This window comes from Pectobacterium brasiliense (assembly GCF_016950255.1).
In the GTDB taxonomy this organism is placed as follows: domain Bacteria; phylum Pseudomonadota; class Gammaproteobacteria; order Enterobacterales; family Enterobacteriaceae; genus Pectobacterium; species Pectobacterium brasiliense.
Map to the genome: position 1 here is coordinate 419893 of NZ_JACGFN010000001.1, position 17499 is coordinate 437391.

The following is a 17499-nucleotide window of genomic DNA, read 5'->3' on the forward strand; positions in this document are numbered from 1 at the left end:
TAGAGTCTGGATCTTTTGCCATACTCATACTCAGCCACCATGCATCTTAACTCTTGGCAAGATAGGGGATTTTGTTTGCTAACGTTGGCTTGCTGTTCTTATCGTGCTCATTGCTGCAACATTTTGGGTTTATAGCTAAATTTTTGTCTAATCTGAACATTAATACGATGGGAGGGGGGAACCCATGAGTCGTGCCCCAATAAGCAAAGATGAAGACAAACGTCTTGCTGCTCTTCGTGAGTATGGAATTAAGAACGTATTATTCGACCCAGGCCTGAGTAACCTGATTAGTCTGGCCGCTAACATCTTTAGTGTGCCTATTGTGTTGGTGTCGTTGGTAGAGACTGAACGCCAACTGTTTGCCGCCAGCGTGGGGGTTCCTTTTTGCGAAACGCCACGCGATATCTCCTTTTGTGCGCATACGATCCTAAAGAAAAAGATCATGGTCGTGCACGATGCCCTTAAGGATGCGCGTTTTAAAAATAATCCGCTGGTTGTGGGCGTTCCCTACATTCGTTTTTATGCCGGCATTCCATTAATGACGCCGTCCGGGCATGCCATCGGCACCTTGTGCATTATCGATTTGAAACCCAGAACGACATTCACCAAACGTGATGAGCATAACTTGCATGATCTGGCTTCATTAGTCATGGACAAGCTGGAAATGCGACGTCTGGAGCTGGCGCGTAAAGCCAGTCAGGTGCGTTTTGAGAATATTGCCAATACCTCGCCCGATACCATTTTGTGCGTTAATGAGAAGGGGGTGATCACCTTCTGGAATACCGCAGCGGAACACATGCTGGAATATACTGACGAGGAAATTATTGGCCGCAGTATTAATACCATCGTGCCCGATGCCTTTGTCGTGCAGCTCAATCATCTGGTCACCGATCGCGATTCGCTGATGAAAGGCGTGACGCTGGAACTGAACGTGCAAGCCAAAAGCGGTAGCATGGTTCCTGTCGAATTGTCGGTTTCGATGTGGGAAGACAACGACAATGTTAGCTATGGCGCGATATTGCGTGACATTACAGAACGGCGACGCAATGAAGAGCGGCTGTTCTTACTCGCGCATCTGGATCCACTAACCGGATTGGCAAACCGCACGCTGCTGACATCCAATCTGGAAACTGCACTAAAGAATGAACCTGCGGTTTGTATCATGATGGTCGATCTGGACGGGTTTAAGGATGTGAATGACAGTCTGGGGCATTCCAGCGGCGATAATATTCTGGTGCATGTCGCCAAAAAAATAAAAGCTACAGTTCGCTCTGGTGATGTTGTCGCGCGAATGGGCGGGGATGAATTTGCGCTACTGTTTCCCGGCCTGAGTGACAAAAAGGTCGCGGGAAAAATTGCTGAGCAAATCATCCATGAAATTTCCCAGGCGATGGTTATTGACGATCATCAAATCAACATTAGTGCCAGTATCGGTGCGGTCCTGTACCCAGAATACGGACTGACCGTGCAGGACCTGTTGACCAGCGCGGATCTCGCGCTGTATCAGGCGAAATCTGAAGGCCGAAACTGCTACCGCTTTTTTACGCGCGAGCTGCTTGAGGTCTTTCAGGCTAAGCATGCCTTCCAGTTAGAATTTGTGCGCGCTTACGAGCAGCATGAATTTGAGATGTTCTACCAGCCACAGGTCAAACTGGCGACGAATGAGATTGTTGGTGCCGAGGCGCTGCTGCGCTGGCGTCATCCGGAAAGAGGGTTGCTTAGCCCCGCGGCATTTCTTACCGCACTGGAAAATGGCCCGTGGGCAGAACGCGTCGGGGATTGGATCGTCGAAACAGCATGCAGACAGGCGGCGGAATGGAGCCAGGCGAGCGACAGATATTTTCGTATCAGCATTAATCTTTTCAGCGCACAGTTTCGTACCGGTATGTTGGCGCAAAAGATTATGGATATTCTTGCGCGTACCGGGTTACAGCCCAGTTCGCTGGAGCTGGAAATCACGGAAAATATCATCCTGCGTTACGATGAAAGTATGCTGCAGCCGTTAAATACGCTGCGTGAAGCGGGAATCGGTATTGCCTTTGATGATTATGGCACGGGCTATGCGTCGCTCAGTATGCTTAAAAACTACCCGGTGACTCGGCTGAAAATCGATCAAACTTTTGTTCGAACCATGTGCGAGTCTCCGCCGGATGCGGCGATTGTTCGAGCGATCCTGTATCTCGGGAAAAGTTTCGGTCTGGGTGTGATTGCTGAGGGTGTGGAAACATTAGAGCAGAGTGAGCGTCTGCGGGGTAAAGGGTGTGAGGAAGCGCAGGGATATCTGTTTGGACATCCAATGCCTGCCGAGGAATTCACCCAGTTACTGAAACTGAATAAGCCAATAGACGTTTAAGCAAGATAGACGAACCGCGGTTTCACCTTCCTGCCTTACCAGAAAGCCAGCGTCCGCTGGCTTTCATATTTTGCGCTCGCCGCGCGGTTCACAGACTAAAAAGTGGAATCCGGATCACATTTTTTCTATAGTGCTGGCTCGTAACCCAGTACCGGATGTCCCGTGCACGAAATATTTGAGATGCTCCTTGCGGTCTTCGACCGCGCCGCGCTGATGCTGATTTGTCTGTTTTTCCTGACAAGAACGCGTCAGTTCCGGCAATTACTGCAAAAAGAGCAACACTCGCCAGGAGAGCGGGTGATGGTGACGGCCATCTTTTCGCTGTTTGCGCTGTTTGGTACGTATTCCGGCATTAATGTTGAAGGGTCGCTCGTCAACGTACGCGTGATTGCCGTGATGTCTGGCGGTATTCTCTTCGGTCCTTGGGTAGGCATTGCGACCGGTATCATTGCGGGAGTGCATCGTTACCTCATTGATATCGATGGCATCACCTCCGTTCCTTGCCTGATTACCAGTATCATCGCGGGTATTACTTCCGGCTACATCAATAAGAAAGTCAAAAAAGAACAGCAGTGGAGCATCGGGATTCTGGGCGGCATGTTGTGTGAGTCGTTAACCATGTTGCTGGTTGTGGCATGGGCGACGCCGATTGAATTAGGGCTGGATATTGTTTCAAAAATTGCGGTACCAATGATTCTTGGTTCCGTCTGTATTGGCCTGATCGTCCTGCTAGTGCAAAGCGTAGCGAATGAAAAAGAGGTCATTGCCGCCAGGCAGGCCAAACTCGCGCTGGATATTGCACACAAGACACTGCCGTATTTCCGCAATATCAACAGCGATTCACTGACGGCCATCTGTAGGATTATTCGGACTGAAATTAATGCAGATGCGGTGGCAATAACGAACACGCAGCACATTCAGGCGTATGTGGGAATTGGGGAAGAAAAGTATAATATCGGCCACGACATTATCAGCCCAATGACGCAGCAGGCGATTCATGACGGGAAAATCATCATTAAAAATAATGATGAACAGCACCTGACGCCAGAAATCCATTCGATGATCGTCATCCCGCTGTGGGAACACGGGCAGGTAACCGGCACGCTGAAAATCTATTATCGCCATGCGCATAAAATTACCTATTCATTACGCGTGATGGCCGTCGGTTTATCGCAAATCATGTCAACGCAAATTGAAGTGTCCCGCACAGAGCAACTGCGTGATATGGCAAATAAAGCAGAGCTGAGAGCGCTGCAAAGTAAGATCAATCCGCACTTTCTTTTTAATGCGCTGAATGCGATTTCCTCATCTATTCGTATTAATCCCGATACCGCGCGCCAACTGGTGATCAATCTGTCTCGCTATTTGCGCTATAACCTCGAACTGAACGACGATGCACTGATCGATATAAAGAAAGAGCTGTACCAAATTCAGGATTATATCGCGATTGAGCAGGCGCGGTTCGGTGCCAAGTTAACGGTGATTTACGATATCGACGACGATTTAGCGTACAAAATCCCCAGCTTATTAATTCAGCCGCTGGTAGAAAACGCGATTGTGCACGGTATTCAGCCTTGCAGGGGCAAAGGAACCGTGGTGCTGTCCGTCAAGGAGCAGGGCGATAAGCTGTTGGTCGCGGTAAAAGATACGGGTAATGGCATTAGTCAGGAAACGATGGATCGCGTTGCGCGTAACGAATTGCCAGGGAATAGAATTGGTCTGTTGAATGTCCATCATCGGGTCCGCTTGCTCTATGGCGATGGGCTGCATATTCGCCGCCTGGAACCGGGAACCGAAATTTATTTCTACATTCCACGAGAAGATAAAATCCCGTCGGCATTGCCGGATACCGCTCAGGTGCCGCAGCCGGGATATTCTGCTGCTGAACAAACAGGAGGCAACCCATGAAAGCCATTATTGTTGAAGATGAGTTCCTCGCGCAGCAAGAGCTGAGTTACCTCATCAAACAGCACAGTGATATTACGATTGAGGCGACATTCGATGACGGGCTGGATGTACTGAAATATCTGCAACATAACGACGTCGATGCGATCTTTTTGGATATCAATATCCCCTCGTTAGATGGCGTCTGGCTGGCGCAAAATATCAGCAAATTCGCGCATAAGCCTTACATTATTTTTATTACGGCGTACAAAGAACATGCGGTTGAGGCGTTTGAAGTCGAAGCCTTCGATTACATTCTCAAGCCGTATCATGAATCGCGCATTGTTACGATGTTGCGTAAGCTGGAAACGACCTGGCAACAGCGACAAATGGCGCCTGCTGTTGAAACGGGCGTGCCTTCTGGTGCCCCGAGAAGTGCGCAGCACACCATTAACCTGATGAAAGACGAACGGATTATCGTCACGGATATTAACAATATCTACTATGCGGCTGCGCAGGAAAAGGTCACGCTGGTTTATACCCGGCGTGAGGAATTCATCATGCCGATGAATATTACGGAGTTTTGCAGTCGCTTGCCGGAAGAGTACTTCTTCCGTTGCCATCGCTCTTACTGCGTTAACCTGACGAAAATCCGTGAAATTGTGCCGTGGTTTAACAATACCTATATTCTGCGATTGAACGATCTGGATTTTGAAGTCCCGGTAAGCCGAAGCAAGATAAAGGCGTTCAGGTCATTGATGCGTCTTTAACGGCATTTCGTTCCGCGTTTCTGGCATCTCATTCCCCATTCGATCAACCACTGTCAGCCCGCTTGTATACTGGCCTCAGCCCATAAGCTGACAGTGTTTTGATGGATTTTATCTTCTCCACATCAGCTTATATTTTTTAGCGTACCGAGTGAATCGGACCAATTTGATGTAGGGGAAAGCCCATGAATACCAAACCTGTTAACCGGGGATTGATCGTCCTCGGTACCATTATCACCCAAATGGGACTCGGCACGATTTACACCTGGAGTTTATTCAACCAGCCGCTGGTGGACAAATTTGGCTGGACGCTGAGCTCCGTCGCGACGACGTTTTCCATTACCAGTTTCTGTCTGGCCTTTGCCACGCTGTTTGCTGGTAAATTTCAGGAGCGTATTGGTCTGCGCCGCTTAACGATGATCGCCGGTATCGCACTGGGTGCGGGTCTGATGGCGAGTGCAGTAAGCCCGTCGCTAACGCTGATTTATCTGCTGATGGGTGTGGTTGTCGGTTTTGCTGACGGCACGGCATACATCACGACGCTGTCCAATCTGATCAAATGGTTCCCTAACCGGAAAGGGCTGATTGCGGGCATTTCTGTTGGTGCCTTTGGTACCGGAAGTCTGCTGTTCAAATACGTAAACAGCTTTTTGATTGCGGAAGTCGGTGTGTCAGAAGCCTTTTTCTACTGGGGCATTATCGTCATGGCGATGATTTTGGTTGGTAGTTCACTGCTGAAAGAACCCGCTGCGGTGCCGGTTCAACAGGCTGCGGTTCAGGGGCAGGCGCGTGATTTCTCGCTGGCTGAAATGTTGGCGACCAAAGAATCGTATTTGCTGTTTATTATCTTCTTCACCGCGTGCATGAGCGGCCTGTATTTGATTGGCATTGTGAAAGATATCGGCGTGCAAATGGCCGGAATGGATATGGCAATGGCGGCCAATGCCGTGTCTGCGATTGCGATTTTTAATACCGTCGGACGTATTGTGCTTGGCGCACTTTCCGATAATGTCGGACGCATGCGGGTGATCAGTTTTACCCTGTTCGTGACGATCCTGGCGGTGTCAGTAATGACATTCCTGCCGCTTAATCCGCTTCTGTTCTTTACCTGTGTCAGCGCTATTGCCTTCTGTTTTGGTGGCAATATCACGGTGTTCCCGGCGATTGTTGGCGACTTCTTCGGCCTGAAAAATCACAGCAAAAACTACGGCGTGATTTATCAGGGATTCGGTATCGGTGCATTGTCTGGCTCGTTTATTGCCGCTCAGCTTGGAGGCTTTCAGGCTACCTTTATGGCCATCATCATTATGTCTGTCGTTTCGCTGCTGATCACCCTGTGGGTTAAACCACCGAAACATCAGCCGATTGCTGCTTCAATGCGTACGGATATGGCGCACGCACAGAGCTAATTGAATACCGTGGCGGGCAGTCGAAGGGCTGTCCGCCACAACGCTTTCTGACATAAGGCTTTTTTGCCACACGATTTCCCCTCGCTTACCTGCTGAAATATCGCGATACAGTTCATCACTTCCCCGGTCATCTACGTGTCACAGGCGAACCCTAGCGTCGTTATCAGCACGCCTTTTTCCTAAAAACAAATCGTACCGGAGAAAACATCATGATGATTCGGTTTAGGTTCACGTCTGTTTCTTTGATGCTGTTAAGTATGGTTTTGCTCATTCCGTTGTCTGCCCAGGCGGCGGTTGAGCTGACGTTTTGGCATAGCATGGACAGCAACCTGAACACGGAATTAATACGGCTGGTTAACCGGTTTAACGAATCTCAGACGGTGTACCACGTTGAACCTATCTACAAGGGCAGCTATGAACAGACGCTGGCCGCTGGCATTGCCGCTTATCGCACGGGTAACGCGCCGGATATTTTGCAGGTTTATGATGTCGGTACACCGAATATGATGCACAGCGGGGCGATTATCCCTGTGTTCGATCTGTTCAATCAGGTTGGTATCGATAATGACGAAAAAGCCTTCTTGCCTGCGGTGGGGCTGTTTTACAGCGATAGCCAGACCGGACACCTGATTTCCCAACCGTTTAACAGTTCCACCCCCGTTCTCTACTACAACAAAGATGCGTTTAGTAAAGCGGGGCTCGATCCTGATAAGCCGCCACGCACCTGGAATGAGCTGGCGTACGACGCGATGCGGCTGCGCGAGAGTGGAATGCCATGCGGTTATACGAATGCAGGGCAGCAGGGCTGGATATTACTGGAAGCCTTTAGCGTCTGGAACGGATTGCCGATTGCGACGAAAAACAATGGCTTCGATGGTGTCGATGCGCATCTGTTGGTGAATGGTCCGTTGCAGGTCGCCCACATCACCCAGCTTGCGGAGATGATGAAGAAGAAGGCGTTCAGCTATTTCGGCCGCAATGATGAAGGTACCACACGCTTTTATAACGGTGATTGCGGCATATTGACCACCTCATCGGGTGGGCTACGCAAGATTCAGAACTATGCCAAATTTCACTACGGTGTAGGCATGTTGCCTTACAGCGAAGAAGCGAAAGGCGCGCCGCAGAATACGTTCATCGGAGGGGCAAGCCTTTGGGTCATGAAAGGGAAAGCAGCATCGCATTATCAAGGGATCGCTGAATTCCTGCATTTCCTCGCGCTGCCGGAAAATGCCGCCGAATGGCATCAGATGACGGGCTATCTACCGGTGACACAACCCGCTTACGAACTCACGCGCGATCAGGGATTTTATGCCCGATACCCCGGCAGCGATATTGCGTTGAAACAACTCACTAATAAACCGCCACTGCCTTATACGCGCGGGTTCCGCTTGGGCAACATGCCACAAATTCGCACCATCATGGATGAAGAACTGGAAAAGGTCTGGGCAGAGCAAGAAACGCCGCAGCAGGCGCTGGACAATGTGGTTTCGCGGGGCGATCTCCTGTTACAGCATTTCGCGCAGTCGGTTTCCCGTCATTCGTGATATTCCCCGTTTATTTGGAGCTTTCGACTGATGACAAAGCACAATAAAGGTATGACTCAGAGTGTCATCGCGGCGCAAAATGCGACAGTTCTGGCCGTCGCACATCGCGGCGTTTGGGCATCGGCACCGGAAAATTCGCTGGCAGCGCTACACGAGGCGATTCGTCTGGGCGTTGATATCGTGGAGATTGATACGCAATTGACGGCTGATAGCCACGTTGTCGTGATTCATGATGATACGCTCGATCGCACGAGCGATATGAGCGGCTGCATTGGTAAGATGACGCTGGCGGAGATTCGTCAGGCTCGTCTACGCGGGAGTAATGGTGGTTCTGCATGGCCATTGAGTAACGAAAAAGTCCCGTTGCTGTATGAAGTTCTCGAAGAGGCACGAGGACGTATTGTCATCAATGTGGATGTCAAACATGAACACGAATTTGGTGTGATCGCCCGCGATATTCGTGATAAAGGCCTGAGTGCTGGCGTGATCATGAAAAGCCCGGTTGATCTTGCCTCTGCCCGTTTTCCCATTGCCTCGCCGTCGCGGGATACCCAGGTGCCTTATATGCCGATGATCCACCTAAAACGGGGGAAAACCGTCGATATTTTGCGACAGATTGATGATATTGGCGTCGGTATTGTGGAGGCCAATTTTGATCATATTGATGCGGTGACCGAAGCCTATGCCGAGTTTCAACGGCTTGGAGTACGGATTTGGGTGAACACGCTGGATTGCTCGCATTCGCTCGACTATAGCGACACGCGAGCCTTAGCCGAACCTGACGCCGTATGGGGCACATTAATTCGTGCGGGAGTGGGGGCGATTCAGGTGGATCACGCTGCCGAATTTATCGAGTTTCGGTCAACGTTGTCGCGCTGACATATCAGGATTGACAGCAGGCAGGATGCCGCTTTCCTTTTGAAAAGTGTAAAGTTATGTGGATTTAGTAACTGAAAAGTTAAGAATGCTTGAAAATGCCACGGCAACCCATACGATGTATGAGTGCAAACTTTATCTTTCTGCAAGAGGAAATCAGACCTTTATGATGCGTATTGCGCTTTTCCTGATCACCAACCTGGCGGTGATGTTGGTTTTCGGGCTGGTACTCAGCCTGACGGGAATTCAGTCCAGCAGTGTCCAGGGCTTAATGATTATGGCTGGGCTGTTTGGCTTTGGCGGTGCGTTTGTTTCACTGCTGATGTCTAAATGGATGGCGTTACGGTCCGTTGGCGGTGAAGTCATTGAACAACCACGTAACGAAACTGAACGTTGGCTGATAGAAACGGTTCGTTCACAGTCACAGCAGGCTGGGATCGCGATGCCACAGGTGGCAATCTACCACGCACCTGACATCAATGCGTTCGCGACGGGAGCCCGTCGTGATGCTTCGCTGGTGGCCGTGAGTACTGGTTTACTGCAAAACATGAGCCGTGACGAAGCGGAAGCCGTTATCGCGCATGAGATTAGCCACATCGCGAATGGCGACATGGTGACCATGACGTTGGTTCAGGGGATCGTAAACACCTTCGTTATCTTTATCTCTCGTCTCATCGCGCAAGTCGTTTCCGGTTTCCTGTCCGGCAACCGTGACGAAGGTGAAAGCAGTAACGGTAACCCGTTGGTTTACTTTGCTGTCGCTACCGTGCTGGAATTGGTGTTTGGTATTCTTGCCAGCATCATCACCATGTGGTTCTCACGCTACCGTGAATTCCATGCGGATGCCGGTTCAGCCAAGCTGGTGGGGCGTGAGAAAATGATCGCTGCACTGCAACGCCTGAAGACCAGCTATGAGCCGCAGGAAGAGAGCAGCATGATGGCTTTCTGCATTAACGGAAAATCAAAATCCTTCAGCGAACTGTTCATGTCACACCCGCCGTTGGATAAGCGTATCGAAGCGCTGCGCTCCGGCGAATACCTGAAGTAATTTACGATATTATCTTCTACCGTTATCTTCCCAAAGGCCCATTCGGGCCTTTGTTATTTCTGCGTTTATTGCTTCATCGCTCTTACGTTTTCTCCGCTCGAATGTTTTCATTAGATCTGAAACTGGTGGTGAAAATATGAAGAATGTTTTATAAAATAAAACCACGATCACGGAAAAATGAAACATTGTTTCTATAATGCCGATATAACAGGCGTCTCGCGTGAGATTGGTGGCCTGATTTTTGAACAACTGGTGTCGGGATGACCGATTTATCGGGCGATCGAAATGTCAGGTTATCGAAGAGTATGCGCGTGTGGCGTCAGATTCTTCATGATAAGTTCTAAGGATTTACGGATGGCCAAAGGTAACAAGATCCCCCTAACGTTTCATACCTACCAGGATTCAGCAACCGGCACCGAAGTTGTGCGCTTAACCCCGCCCGATGTTATCTGCCATCGCAACTATTTCTACCAGAAGTGTTTCTTCAATGACGGCAGCAAGCTGCTGTTTGGTGCTGCATTTGATGGCCCGTGGAATTACTATCTGCTGGATTTAAAAGAGCAGAGCGCCACGCAGCTGACGGAAGGCAAAGGTGACAACACCTTCGGTGGCTTCCTGTCTCCGAATGACGATGCGCTGTATTACGTTAAAAATACGCGTAATCTGATGCGTGTCGATCTGGCTACACTGGAAGAGAAAACGATTTATCAGGTGCCTGACGATTGGGTCGGCTACGGTACCTGGGTTGCCAACTCCGATTGCACCAAAATGGTCGGTATTGAGATCAAAAAAGAAGACTGGAAGCCACTGACCGATTGGAAAAAATTCCAGGAATTCTATTTCACCAATCCTTGCTGTCGTCTGATTCGCGTCGATTTGATAACGGGCGAAGCGGAGACTATCCTTCAGGAAAATCAGTGGCTGGGTCACCCAATCTACCGTCCGGGTGATGACAACACCGTGGCTTTCTGCCATGAAGGTCCACATGACCTGGTTGATGCGCGTATGTGGTTCATCAATGAAGATGGCACCAATATGCGTAAAGTGAAAGAGCATGCGGAAGGCGAAAGCTGCACCCACGAATTCTGGGTTCCAGATGGCTCAGCGATGATTTACGTCTCTTACCTTAAAGACGATACCAATCGCTACATCCGCAGCATCGATCCGGTTACGCTGGAAGATCGCCAACTGCGCGTCATGCCGCCGTGTTCTCACCTGATGAGTAACTATGATGGTACGCTTCTGGTGGGTGATGGTTCCGATGCGCCGGTCGACGTGCAGGACGATGGCGGTTACAAAATTGAGAACGATCCGTTCCTGTATGTTTTCAATCTGAAAACAGGCAAAGAACATCGCATTGCACAGCACAATACATCCTGGGACGTGTTGGAAGGCGACCGTCAGGTTACTCACCCACATCCTTCCTTTACGCCGGATAATAAACAAGTTCTGTTTACTTCTGACGTAGATGGAAAGCCTGCGCTGTATCTGGCGAAGGTCCCTGATTCAGTCTGGCACTAATAATACTAATAAATCCGCGTCACATTTTATGGCGCGGATTATTTTAAAATATTTTCTTACATATTATTTTATTAAGTCTCTGACGCGGTTATTTCTCAAACTTAACTTGATTATCGTTATTGCTCCATTGCCATAATCAAAGCGTTCCCTTTATACTAAAACCATTGTTCTATTTTTTTTAAAACAAAAAAACCTGAGTAGGGTAACCACAAAAATGGCTATTGCAGATTTAGATAAACAACCCGATTCCGTGTCGTCCGTTTTAAAGGTTTTTGGTATTTTACAGGCATTAGGTGAAGAGAGAGAAATTGGTATTACCGAGCTTTCTCAGCGAGTCATGATGTCCAAGAGTACCGTTTACCGCTTCTTGCAGACGATGAAATCCCTGGGCTATGTTGCGCAGGAAGGTGAATCAGAGAAATATTCGCTGACGCTCAAGTTGTTTGAACTTGGGGCTAAAGCATTGCAGAACGTAGATTTAATCCGCAGTGCGGATATACAGATGCGTGAGTTGTCTGCACTAACGCGGGAAACGATCCACCTTGGCGCGTTGGATGAAGACGGCATCGTTTATATCCACAAGATTGATTCGATGTATAACCTGCGTATGTATTCACGTATTGGCCGCCGCAACCCGCTGCACAGTACCGCAATTGGTAAAGTGCTGTTGGCATGGCGCGATCGCAGCGAAGTGGAAGAGGTTTTATCGACCGTCGAATTTACTCGCAGTACGCCACACACGCTGTGCTCTGCTGAAGCGCTTCTCGACCAATTGGATGTCGTGCGTGAGCAAGGCTACGGAGAAGACAACGAAGAGCAAGAAGAAGGGCTGCGTTGTATCGCCGTGCCAGTATTCGATCGCTTTGGCGTGGTGATTGCGGGCCTCAGTATTTCTTTCCCAACGATTCGTTTTTCAGAAGAAAACAAACACGAATATGTCGCTACGCTGCACACCGCAGCCAGAAATATCTCTGAGCAAATGGGCTACCACGATTACCCTTTCTGATATTCGCTATCAATGCCTGAGCCTGTCCTTGCCGACAGGCTTTTTTATGGTGAGCCATCCCTTGTTGCCACCCTGCGGGCCGTCGCAAGCGACGTTGAAAAACGTTCCCCACATTTTTTATTTTTGCACCAATACGATAGCGATGCGCATCAACACGATGTGAATAACGGATAGGGTTGGGTATCGAACTTGGCTATGCCACGGTGGTAAGATAGCCACAGGTACCTGTCATAAGTGGTTATAAGTGGAGTCGTTGTGAACATATTAGAAGTGGTTTTTGTCTTGCTGATTGTGCTGCTGGCCGCGCTGGTCTGGTTTTTTGTTAATCGGGCGAGTGTCAGAGCGAATGAGCAAGTGAAATTGCTGCAGGAAATCGTAGAGCAGCAACGCCAGCAGTTAGCGTTATTGAAAAAATTGCTGCCCCAGAATGCAGAAAAAAGTGAGCCTGAGGCGCTTGCCGCTGAGCGCGATCGTGATGATGTTGAGTTAACGTTTAAAAGTGTCATCCCGGAACGTTAATGGTTCAATCACTGTGTAACGCGTAAAACACCTATCCCTTTGCCTGCTTACGTCATCCTTCATCCTGATGGCGTAAGCAGGCATTGTTATAAATAAAGAAGGCTTTACAGGAAGCACAAAAACAACATGGCAAATGCTCAAAACAACATATCAAACGATCAACAGGAATTGGTTCTAAAACGAGGGTTAAAGAATCGACATATTCAACTGATTGCGCTGGGTGGCGCGATTGGTACCGGATTGTTTTTAGGGATATCGCAGACTATCCAAATGGCAGGGCCGTCCGTTTTATTGGGCTATGCGATTGCTGGGATGATTGCGTTTCTGATTATGCGGCAGTTGGGTGAGATGGTGGTGGAAGAGCCGGTAGCGGGTTCGTTTAGCCATTTTGCCTATAAGTACTGGGGCGATTTTGCGGGCTTTCTGGCTGGCTGGAACTACTGGGCGATGTTTATTCTGGTAGGGATGGCTGAACTGACGGCCGTGGGGATTTATATTCAATACTGGTGGCCTGAAACGCCAACCTGGCTGTCCGCCGCGATATTCTTTGTGCTGATCAACCTTATCAATCTGGTTAATGTGCGGATGTTTGGGGAAACGGAATTCTGGTTTGCCCTGATCAAAGTGCTTGCCATCGTTGGGATGATTGTCTTCGGCAGTTGGTTGCTGCTAAGTGGTAATGGCGGTGAAACGGCAACGGTGCGTAACTTATGGATCCATGGCGGATTCATGCCGAATGGCGCAAGCGGATTGATCATGGCGATGGCGGTGATCATGTTTTCATTCGGCGGTCTGGAATTGGTGGGTATTACCGCTGCCGAAGCGGCCGATCCGAAGCGTTCTATTCCGCAGGCGACCAATCAGGTGGTTTATCGCATCCTGATTTTCTATATCGGTGCGCTGTCTATTTTGTTATCGCTTTATCCGTGGGGAAAGGTTGTCGATGGCGGGAGTCCATTTGTCCTGATTTTCCATGCGCTGAATAGCAACATAGTGGCAAACATACTTAATATCGTCGTGCTAACGGCCGCGTTATCGGTGTATAACAGCGGCGTGTACTGCAATAGCCGGATGCTTTACGGTTTGGCAAAACAGGGAAATGCGCCGAAATCTCTCGCGAAGGTCAACGCGCGTGGTGTTCCCGTTCGTTCTATCGTGCTGTCAGCCTTAGCCACATCGTTCGGTGTGGCGATCAACTACCTGATGCCAGGCAAAGCCTTTGAACTGTTGATGGCGCTGGTGGTGTCGACGCTGGTGATTAACTGGATCATGATCTGCTTTGCGCACCTGCGCTTCCGTCAGGCGATGATAGAGAAGGGCATTGTTCCTGCGTTCAAAGCCTTCTGGTATCCGTGGGGTAACTACCTGTGCCTGGCGTTTCTGGCGGGGATTCTGGTGATTATGCTGCTGTCGCCAGGAATTCGCATTTCGGTCATCTTAATTCCGTTCTGGATTGCCGTTATTTGGCTTGGCTTCCGATTATCCCGCAAAAATAATGCAGCGATGAAGTCGGTGCAGACACTGTAAGCCCCATAGCCTGTTCATCACGATGCAAAGATGAACAGGCCACCATCCGGCTTTAACACACCACTTATAAGGTGTATTATTGCCCCGACGTTATCCATGTCACGCTAATGCGCACCTTTAGTGTTCGCATCATGTGTATATATTTCACAGAGTAAAGAGAAATAGCATGGTTAACACTTTTGATTTTCAATTGATATACGATTTTTTGCATGTGAGCTTTCGTGTGGCTCACCACTGTAAATAAGGGAATTATAATGCCAGTTATCACCCTTCCTGATGGAAGTCAGCGTCATTACGACCACGCCGTTTCTCCCCTCGATGTTGCACTTGATATTGGTCCCGGTCTGGCAAAAGCCTGTATCGCAGGACGTGTCAATGGCGAGCTGGTTGATGCCAGCGATAAGATCGATACCGATGCGCAGTTAGCCATCATCACCGCTAAAGATGAAGCCGGTCTGGAAATTATTCGCCACTCCTGTGCGCACCTATTGGGCCATGCAGTTAAGCAACTGTGGCCAGATACCAAAATGGCGATTGGTCCTGTTATTGATAACGGTTTTTACTATGACGTTGATATCGACCGTACCCTGACTCAGGAAGATATTGAGCTGCTCGAAAAACGTATGCATGAGCTTGCTGACACTGACTATGATGTCATTAAGAAAAAAGTCAGTTGGCAAGAAGCGCGCGATGCGTTCGCTGCACGCGGTGAGACCTACAAAATGGCGATTCTGGATGAGAACATCAGTCGTGATGATCGTCCGGGTCTGTATCACCATGAAGAATACATCGATATGTGCCGTGGTCCGCACGTACCGAATATGCGTTTCTGCCACCATTTCAAATTGCAGAAAACGTCCGGCGCTTACTGGCGTGGCGACAGCAAAAACAAAATGCTGCAACGTATCTACGGCACCGCATGGGCAGATAAAAAGCAACTGGCTTCTTATTTGCAACGTCTTGAAGAAGCGTCTAAGCGCGACCACCGTAAGATCGGCAAACAGCTTGATCTGTACCATATGCAGGAAGAAGCGCCAGGTATGGTGTTCTGGCACAACGACGGCTGGACGATCTTCCGCGAGCTGGAAGCGTTTGTGCGCATGAAACTCAAGTCGTACCAGTATCAGGAAGTAAAAGGTCCATTCATGATGGACCGCGTGATGTGGGAAAAAACCGGTCACTGGGAAAACTATAAAGAAGCGATGTTCACGACGTCATCAGAAAACCGTGAATACTGCATCAAGCCAATGAACTGCCCAGGCCACGTACAGATTTTCAATCAGGGATTGAAATCATACCGCGATCTGCCGCTGCGTATGGCTGAGTTCGGTAGCTGTCATCGTAATGAACCGTCAGGCTCTCTGCATGGCTTAATGCGTGTGCGCGGCTTCACTCAGGACGATGCGCACATCTTCTGTACGGAAGAGCAGGTTCGTGATGAAGTGAACAGCTGCATCAAGATGGTGTATGACATGTACAGCACCTTCGGTTTTGAAAAAATCGTGGTGAAACTGTCTACGCGTCCTGAAAAACGCATTGGTAGCGATGAGATGTGGGATCGCGCTGAAGCCGATTTGGCGGCCGCGTTGACTGAAAATAATATCGAATTCGCCTATCAGCCGGGTGAAGGGGCGTTCTACGGCCCAAAAATTGAATTTACTCTGCATGACTGTTTGGATCGTGCGTGGCAGTGTGGTACGGTGCAACTCGACTTTTCATTACCGGGCCGTCTGAACGCGTCTTACGTTGGCGAAAGCAACGAGCGTCAGGTGCCGGTTATGATTCACCGGGCTATTTTGGGATCAATGGAGCGTTTCATCGGTATTCTGACCGAAGAATTCGCTGGTTTCTTCCCGACCTGGTTAGCCCCGGTTCAAGCGGTGATTATAAATATCACTGATAGCCAGTCTGATTATGTCAATGAATTGACCCGAAAACTGCAAGAAGCGGGCATTCGTGTAAAAGCAGACTTGAGAAATGAGAAGATAGGCTTTAAAATCCGCGAACACACTTTACGCCGTGTTCCCTATATGCTGGTTTGTGGCGACAAAGAGGTCGAGGCAGGAAAAGTTGCTGTCCGTACTCGTCGTGGTAAAGACCTTGGGAGCATGGATGTCAGTGAAGTCATCAGTAAGCTGCAGCAAGAGATTCGCAGCCGTAGTCTTCATCAATTGGAGGTATAGGTATTAAAGGCGGAAAACGAGTTCAACCGGCGCGTCCTAATCGCATCAACAGAGAGATTCGCGCACATGAGGTACGCCTATCAGGCGTCGAAGGCGAACAGCTGGGCATCGTAAGTCTAAATGAAGCATTAGAAAAAGCCGAAGAAGCAGGTGTTGATTTAGTTGAAATCAGTCCGAACGCCGAGCCGCCGGTTTGCCGAATTATGGATTACGGCAAGTTCCTTTATGAGAAGAGTAAGGCCACAAAGGAACAGAAGAAAAAACAAAAAGTTATTCAGGTCAAGGAAATTAAATTCCGACCTGGTACCGATGATGGCGACTATCAGGTCAAACTACGCAACCTGATTCGCTTTCTTGAAGATGGTGACAAAGCTAAAATCACACTGCGTTTCCGCGGTCGTGAAATGGCGCACCAACAGATTGGTATCGAAGTGCTTAACCGCGTTCGTGACGATCTGAGTGAACTGGCAGTGGTCGAATCCTTCCCGTCGAAGATCGAAGGCCGTCAGATGATCATGGTGCTAGCACCGAAGAAGAAACAGTAAGGCATTCAAGTAGCAAGACCGTACAACCTCTGTGTTGTACGGCTTTGTTCGCCTTATCTGATTCGTTTTATTAACAATGCGAAGTGGAAATAACAATGCCAAAGATTAAAACAGTACGTGGCGCCGCTAAACGCTTTAAAAAAACCGCAAGCGGTGGTTTTAAGCGTAAGCATGCTAACCTGCGTCATATTCTGACCAAAAAGTCAACTAAGCGTAAACGTCACCTGCGTCCAAAAGGTCTGGTCTCCAAAGGGGATCTGGGTCTTGTTATCGCATGTCTGCCGTACGCATAAGTAACCTTTTTTTAATTCAGA

Annotated in this window: 14 protein-coding genes; all 14 read left to right on the plus strand. The window is 49.1% G+C overall.

Going from position 1 to position 17499, the window contains the following annotated elements:
* Positions 1-184: 184 nt before the first annotated feature.
* The 14 genes from H4F65_RS01900 (at position 185) to rpmI (ending at position 17478) form a co-directional block, all read left to right on the plus strand.
* Complete coding sequence (locus tag H4F65_RS01900; protein WP_010275731.1) at positions 185-2353, plus strand: sensor domain-containing phosphodiesterase; 2169 nt, start codon at positions 185-187, stop codon at positions 2351-2353.
* Between the two features lie 162 nt (positions 2354-2515).
* Positions 2516-4261 (plus strand): sensor histidine kinase, encoded by a 1746-nt coding sequence (locus H4F65_RS01905; RefSeq protein WP_039319600.1) that lies wholly within the window; start codon positions 2516-2518, stop codon positions 4259-4261.
* Positions 4258-5007 carry a LytR/AlgR family response regulator transcription factor gene (locus H4F65_RS01910; protein ID WP_010275727.1) on the plus strand — a complete coding sequence of 250 codons (750 nt, stop codon included), beginning with the start codon at positions 4258-4260 and terminating at the stop codon, positions 5005-5007. The genes H4F65_RS01905 and H4F65_RS01910 overlap by 4 nt, the downstream gene beginning before the upstream one ends.
* Before the next feature lie 182 nt (positions 5008-5189).
* Entirely contained in the window at positions 5190-6413 is a 1224-nt protein-coding gene (locus H4F65_RS01915; RefSeq protein WP_010275725.1) for an L-lactate MFS transporter, read from the plus strand.
* A 212-nt stretch (positions 6414-6625) separates the two neighbouring features.
* Positions 6626-7960, plus strand: coding sequence for a sn-glycerol-3-phosphate ABC transporter substrate-binding protein UgpB (ugpB, locus tag H4F65_RS01920; protein WP_338155000.1), 1335 nt, complete (start codon positions 6626-6628; stop codon positions 7958-7960).
* A 30-nt stretch (positions 7961-7990) separates the two neighbouring features.
* Entirely contained in the window at positions 7991-8839 is an 849-nt protein-coding gene (locus H4F65_RS01925; protein ID WP_010275719.1) for a glycerophosphodiester phosphodiesterase family protein, read from the plus strand.
* A gap of 163 nt (positions 8840-9002) precedes the next feature.
* Positions 9003-9884, plus strand: a complete 882-nt coding sequence (htpX, locus tag H4F65_RS01930) for a protease HtpX (RefSeq protein WP_010275716.1) — start codon at positions 9003-9005, stop codon at positions 9882-9884.
* Positions 9885-10238: 354 nt separating this feature from the next.
* Positions 10239-11405, plus strand: a complete 1167-nt coding sequence (gene ogl, locus H4F65_RS01935; RefSeq protein WP_010275714.1) for an oligogalacturonate lyase — start codon at positions 10239-10241, stop codon at positions 11403-11405.
* A gap of 214 nt (positions 11406-11619) precedes the next feature.
* Positions 11620-12411, plus strand: a complete 792-nt coding sequence (kdgR, locus tag H4F65_RS01940) for a DNA-binding transcriptional regulator KdgR (protein WP_010275712.1) — start codon at positions 11620-11622, stop codon at positions 12409-12411.
* Positions 12412-12666: 255 nt separating this feature from the next.
* Positions 12667-12930, plus strand: a complete 264-nt coding sequence (locus tag H4F65_RS01945) for a YebO family protein (RefSeq protein ID WP_010275709.1) — start codon at positions 12667-12669, stop codon at positions 12928-12930.
* A gap of 126 nt (positions 12931-13056) precedes the next feature.
* On the plus strand, positions 13057-14457 hold the full coding sequence (locus H4F65_RS01950; protein WP_010275706.1) for an amino acid permease: 1401 nt from the start codon (positions 13057-13059) through the stop codon (positions 14455-14457).
* Positions 14458-14711: 254 nt separating this feature from the next.
* The gene (gene thrS / locus H4F65_RS01955) at positions 14712-16640 is read left to right on the plus strand and encodes a threonine--tRNA ligase (RefSeq protein ID WP_010275703.1); all 1929 of its coding nucleotides are present in this window, start codon (positions 14712-14714) and stop codon (positions 16638-16640) included.
* 2 nt (positions 16641-16642) lie between these two features.
* Positions 16643-17185 (plus strand): translation initiation factor IF-3, encoded by a 543-nt coding sequence (gene infC / locus H4F65_RS01960; protein WP_071822580.1) that lies wholly within the window; start codon positions 16643-16645, stop codon positions 17183-17185.
* A 95-nt stretch (positions 17186-17280) separates the two neighbouring features.
* On the plus strand, positions 17281-17478 hold the full coding sequence (rpmI, locus tag H4F65_RS01965; protein ID WP_010275699.1) for a 50S ribosomal protein L35: 198 nt from the start codon (positions 17281-17283) through the stop codon (positions 17476-17478).
* The last annotated feature ends 21 nt before the right edge of the window (positions 17479-17499 follow it).

What these genes read in the sequence shown, in the direction of transcription:
- H4F65_RS01910 (WP_010275727.1), top strand. Translation starts at nt 4,258, where the DNA reads ATGAAAGCCATTATTGTTGAAGATGAGTTCCTCGCGCAGCAAGAGCTG.
- H4F65_RS01950 (WP_010275706.1), top strand. Translation starts at nt 13,057, where the DNA reads ATGGCAAATGCTCAAAACAACATATCAAACGATCAACAGGAATTGGTT.
- kdgR (WP_010275712.1), top strand. Translation starts at nt 11,620, where the DNA reads ATGGCTATTGCAGATTTAGATAAACAACCCGATTCCGTGTCGTCCGTT.
- H4F65_RS01900 (WP_010275731.1), top strand. Translation starts at nt 185, where the DNA reads ATGAGTCGTGCCCCAATAAGCAAAGATGAAGACAAACGTCTTGCTGCT.
- H4F65_RS01925 (WP_010275719.1), top strand. Translation starts at nt 7,991, where the DNA reads ATGACAAAGCACAATAAAGGTATGACTCAGAGTGTCATCGCGGCGCAA.
- ogl (WP_010275714.1), top strand. Translation starts at nt 10,239, where the DNA reads ATGGCCAAAGGTAACAAGATCCCCCTAACGTTTCATACCTACCAGGAT.
- htpX (WP_010275716.1), top strand. Translation starts at nt 9,003, where the DNA reads ATGATGCGTATTGCGCTTTTCCTGATCACCAACCTGGCGGTGATGTTG.
- H4F65_RS01915 (WP_010275725.1), top strand. Translation starts at nt 5,190, where the DNA reads ATGAATACCAAACCTGTTAACCGGGGATTGATCGTCCTCGGTACCATT.
- ugpB (WP_338155000.1), top strand. Translation starts at nt 6,626, where the DNA reads ATGATTCGGTTTAGGTTCACGTCTGTTTCTTTGATGCTGTTAAGTATG.
- rpmI (WP_010275699.1), top strand. Translation starts at nt 17,281, where the DNA reads ATGCCAAAGATTAAAACAGTACGTGGCGCCGCTAAACGCTTTAAAAAA.
- thrS (WP_010275703.1), top strand. Translation starts at nt 14,712, where the DNA reads ATGCCAGTTATCACCCTTCCTGATGGAAGTCAGCGTCATTACGACCAC.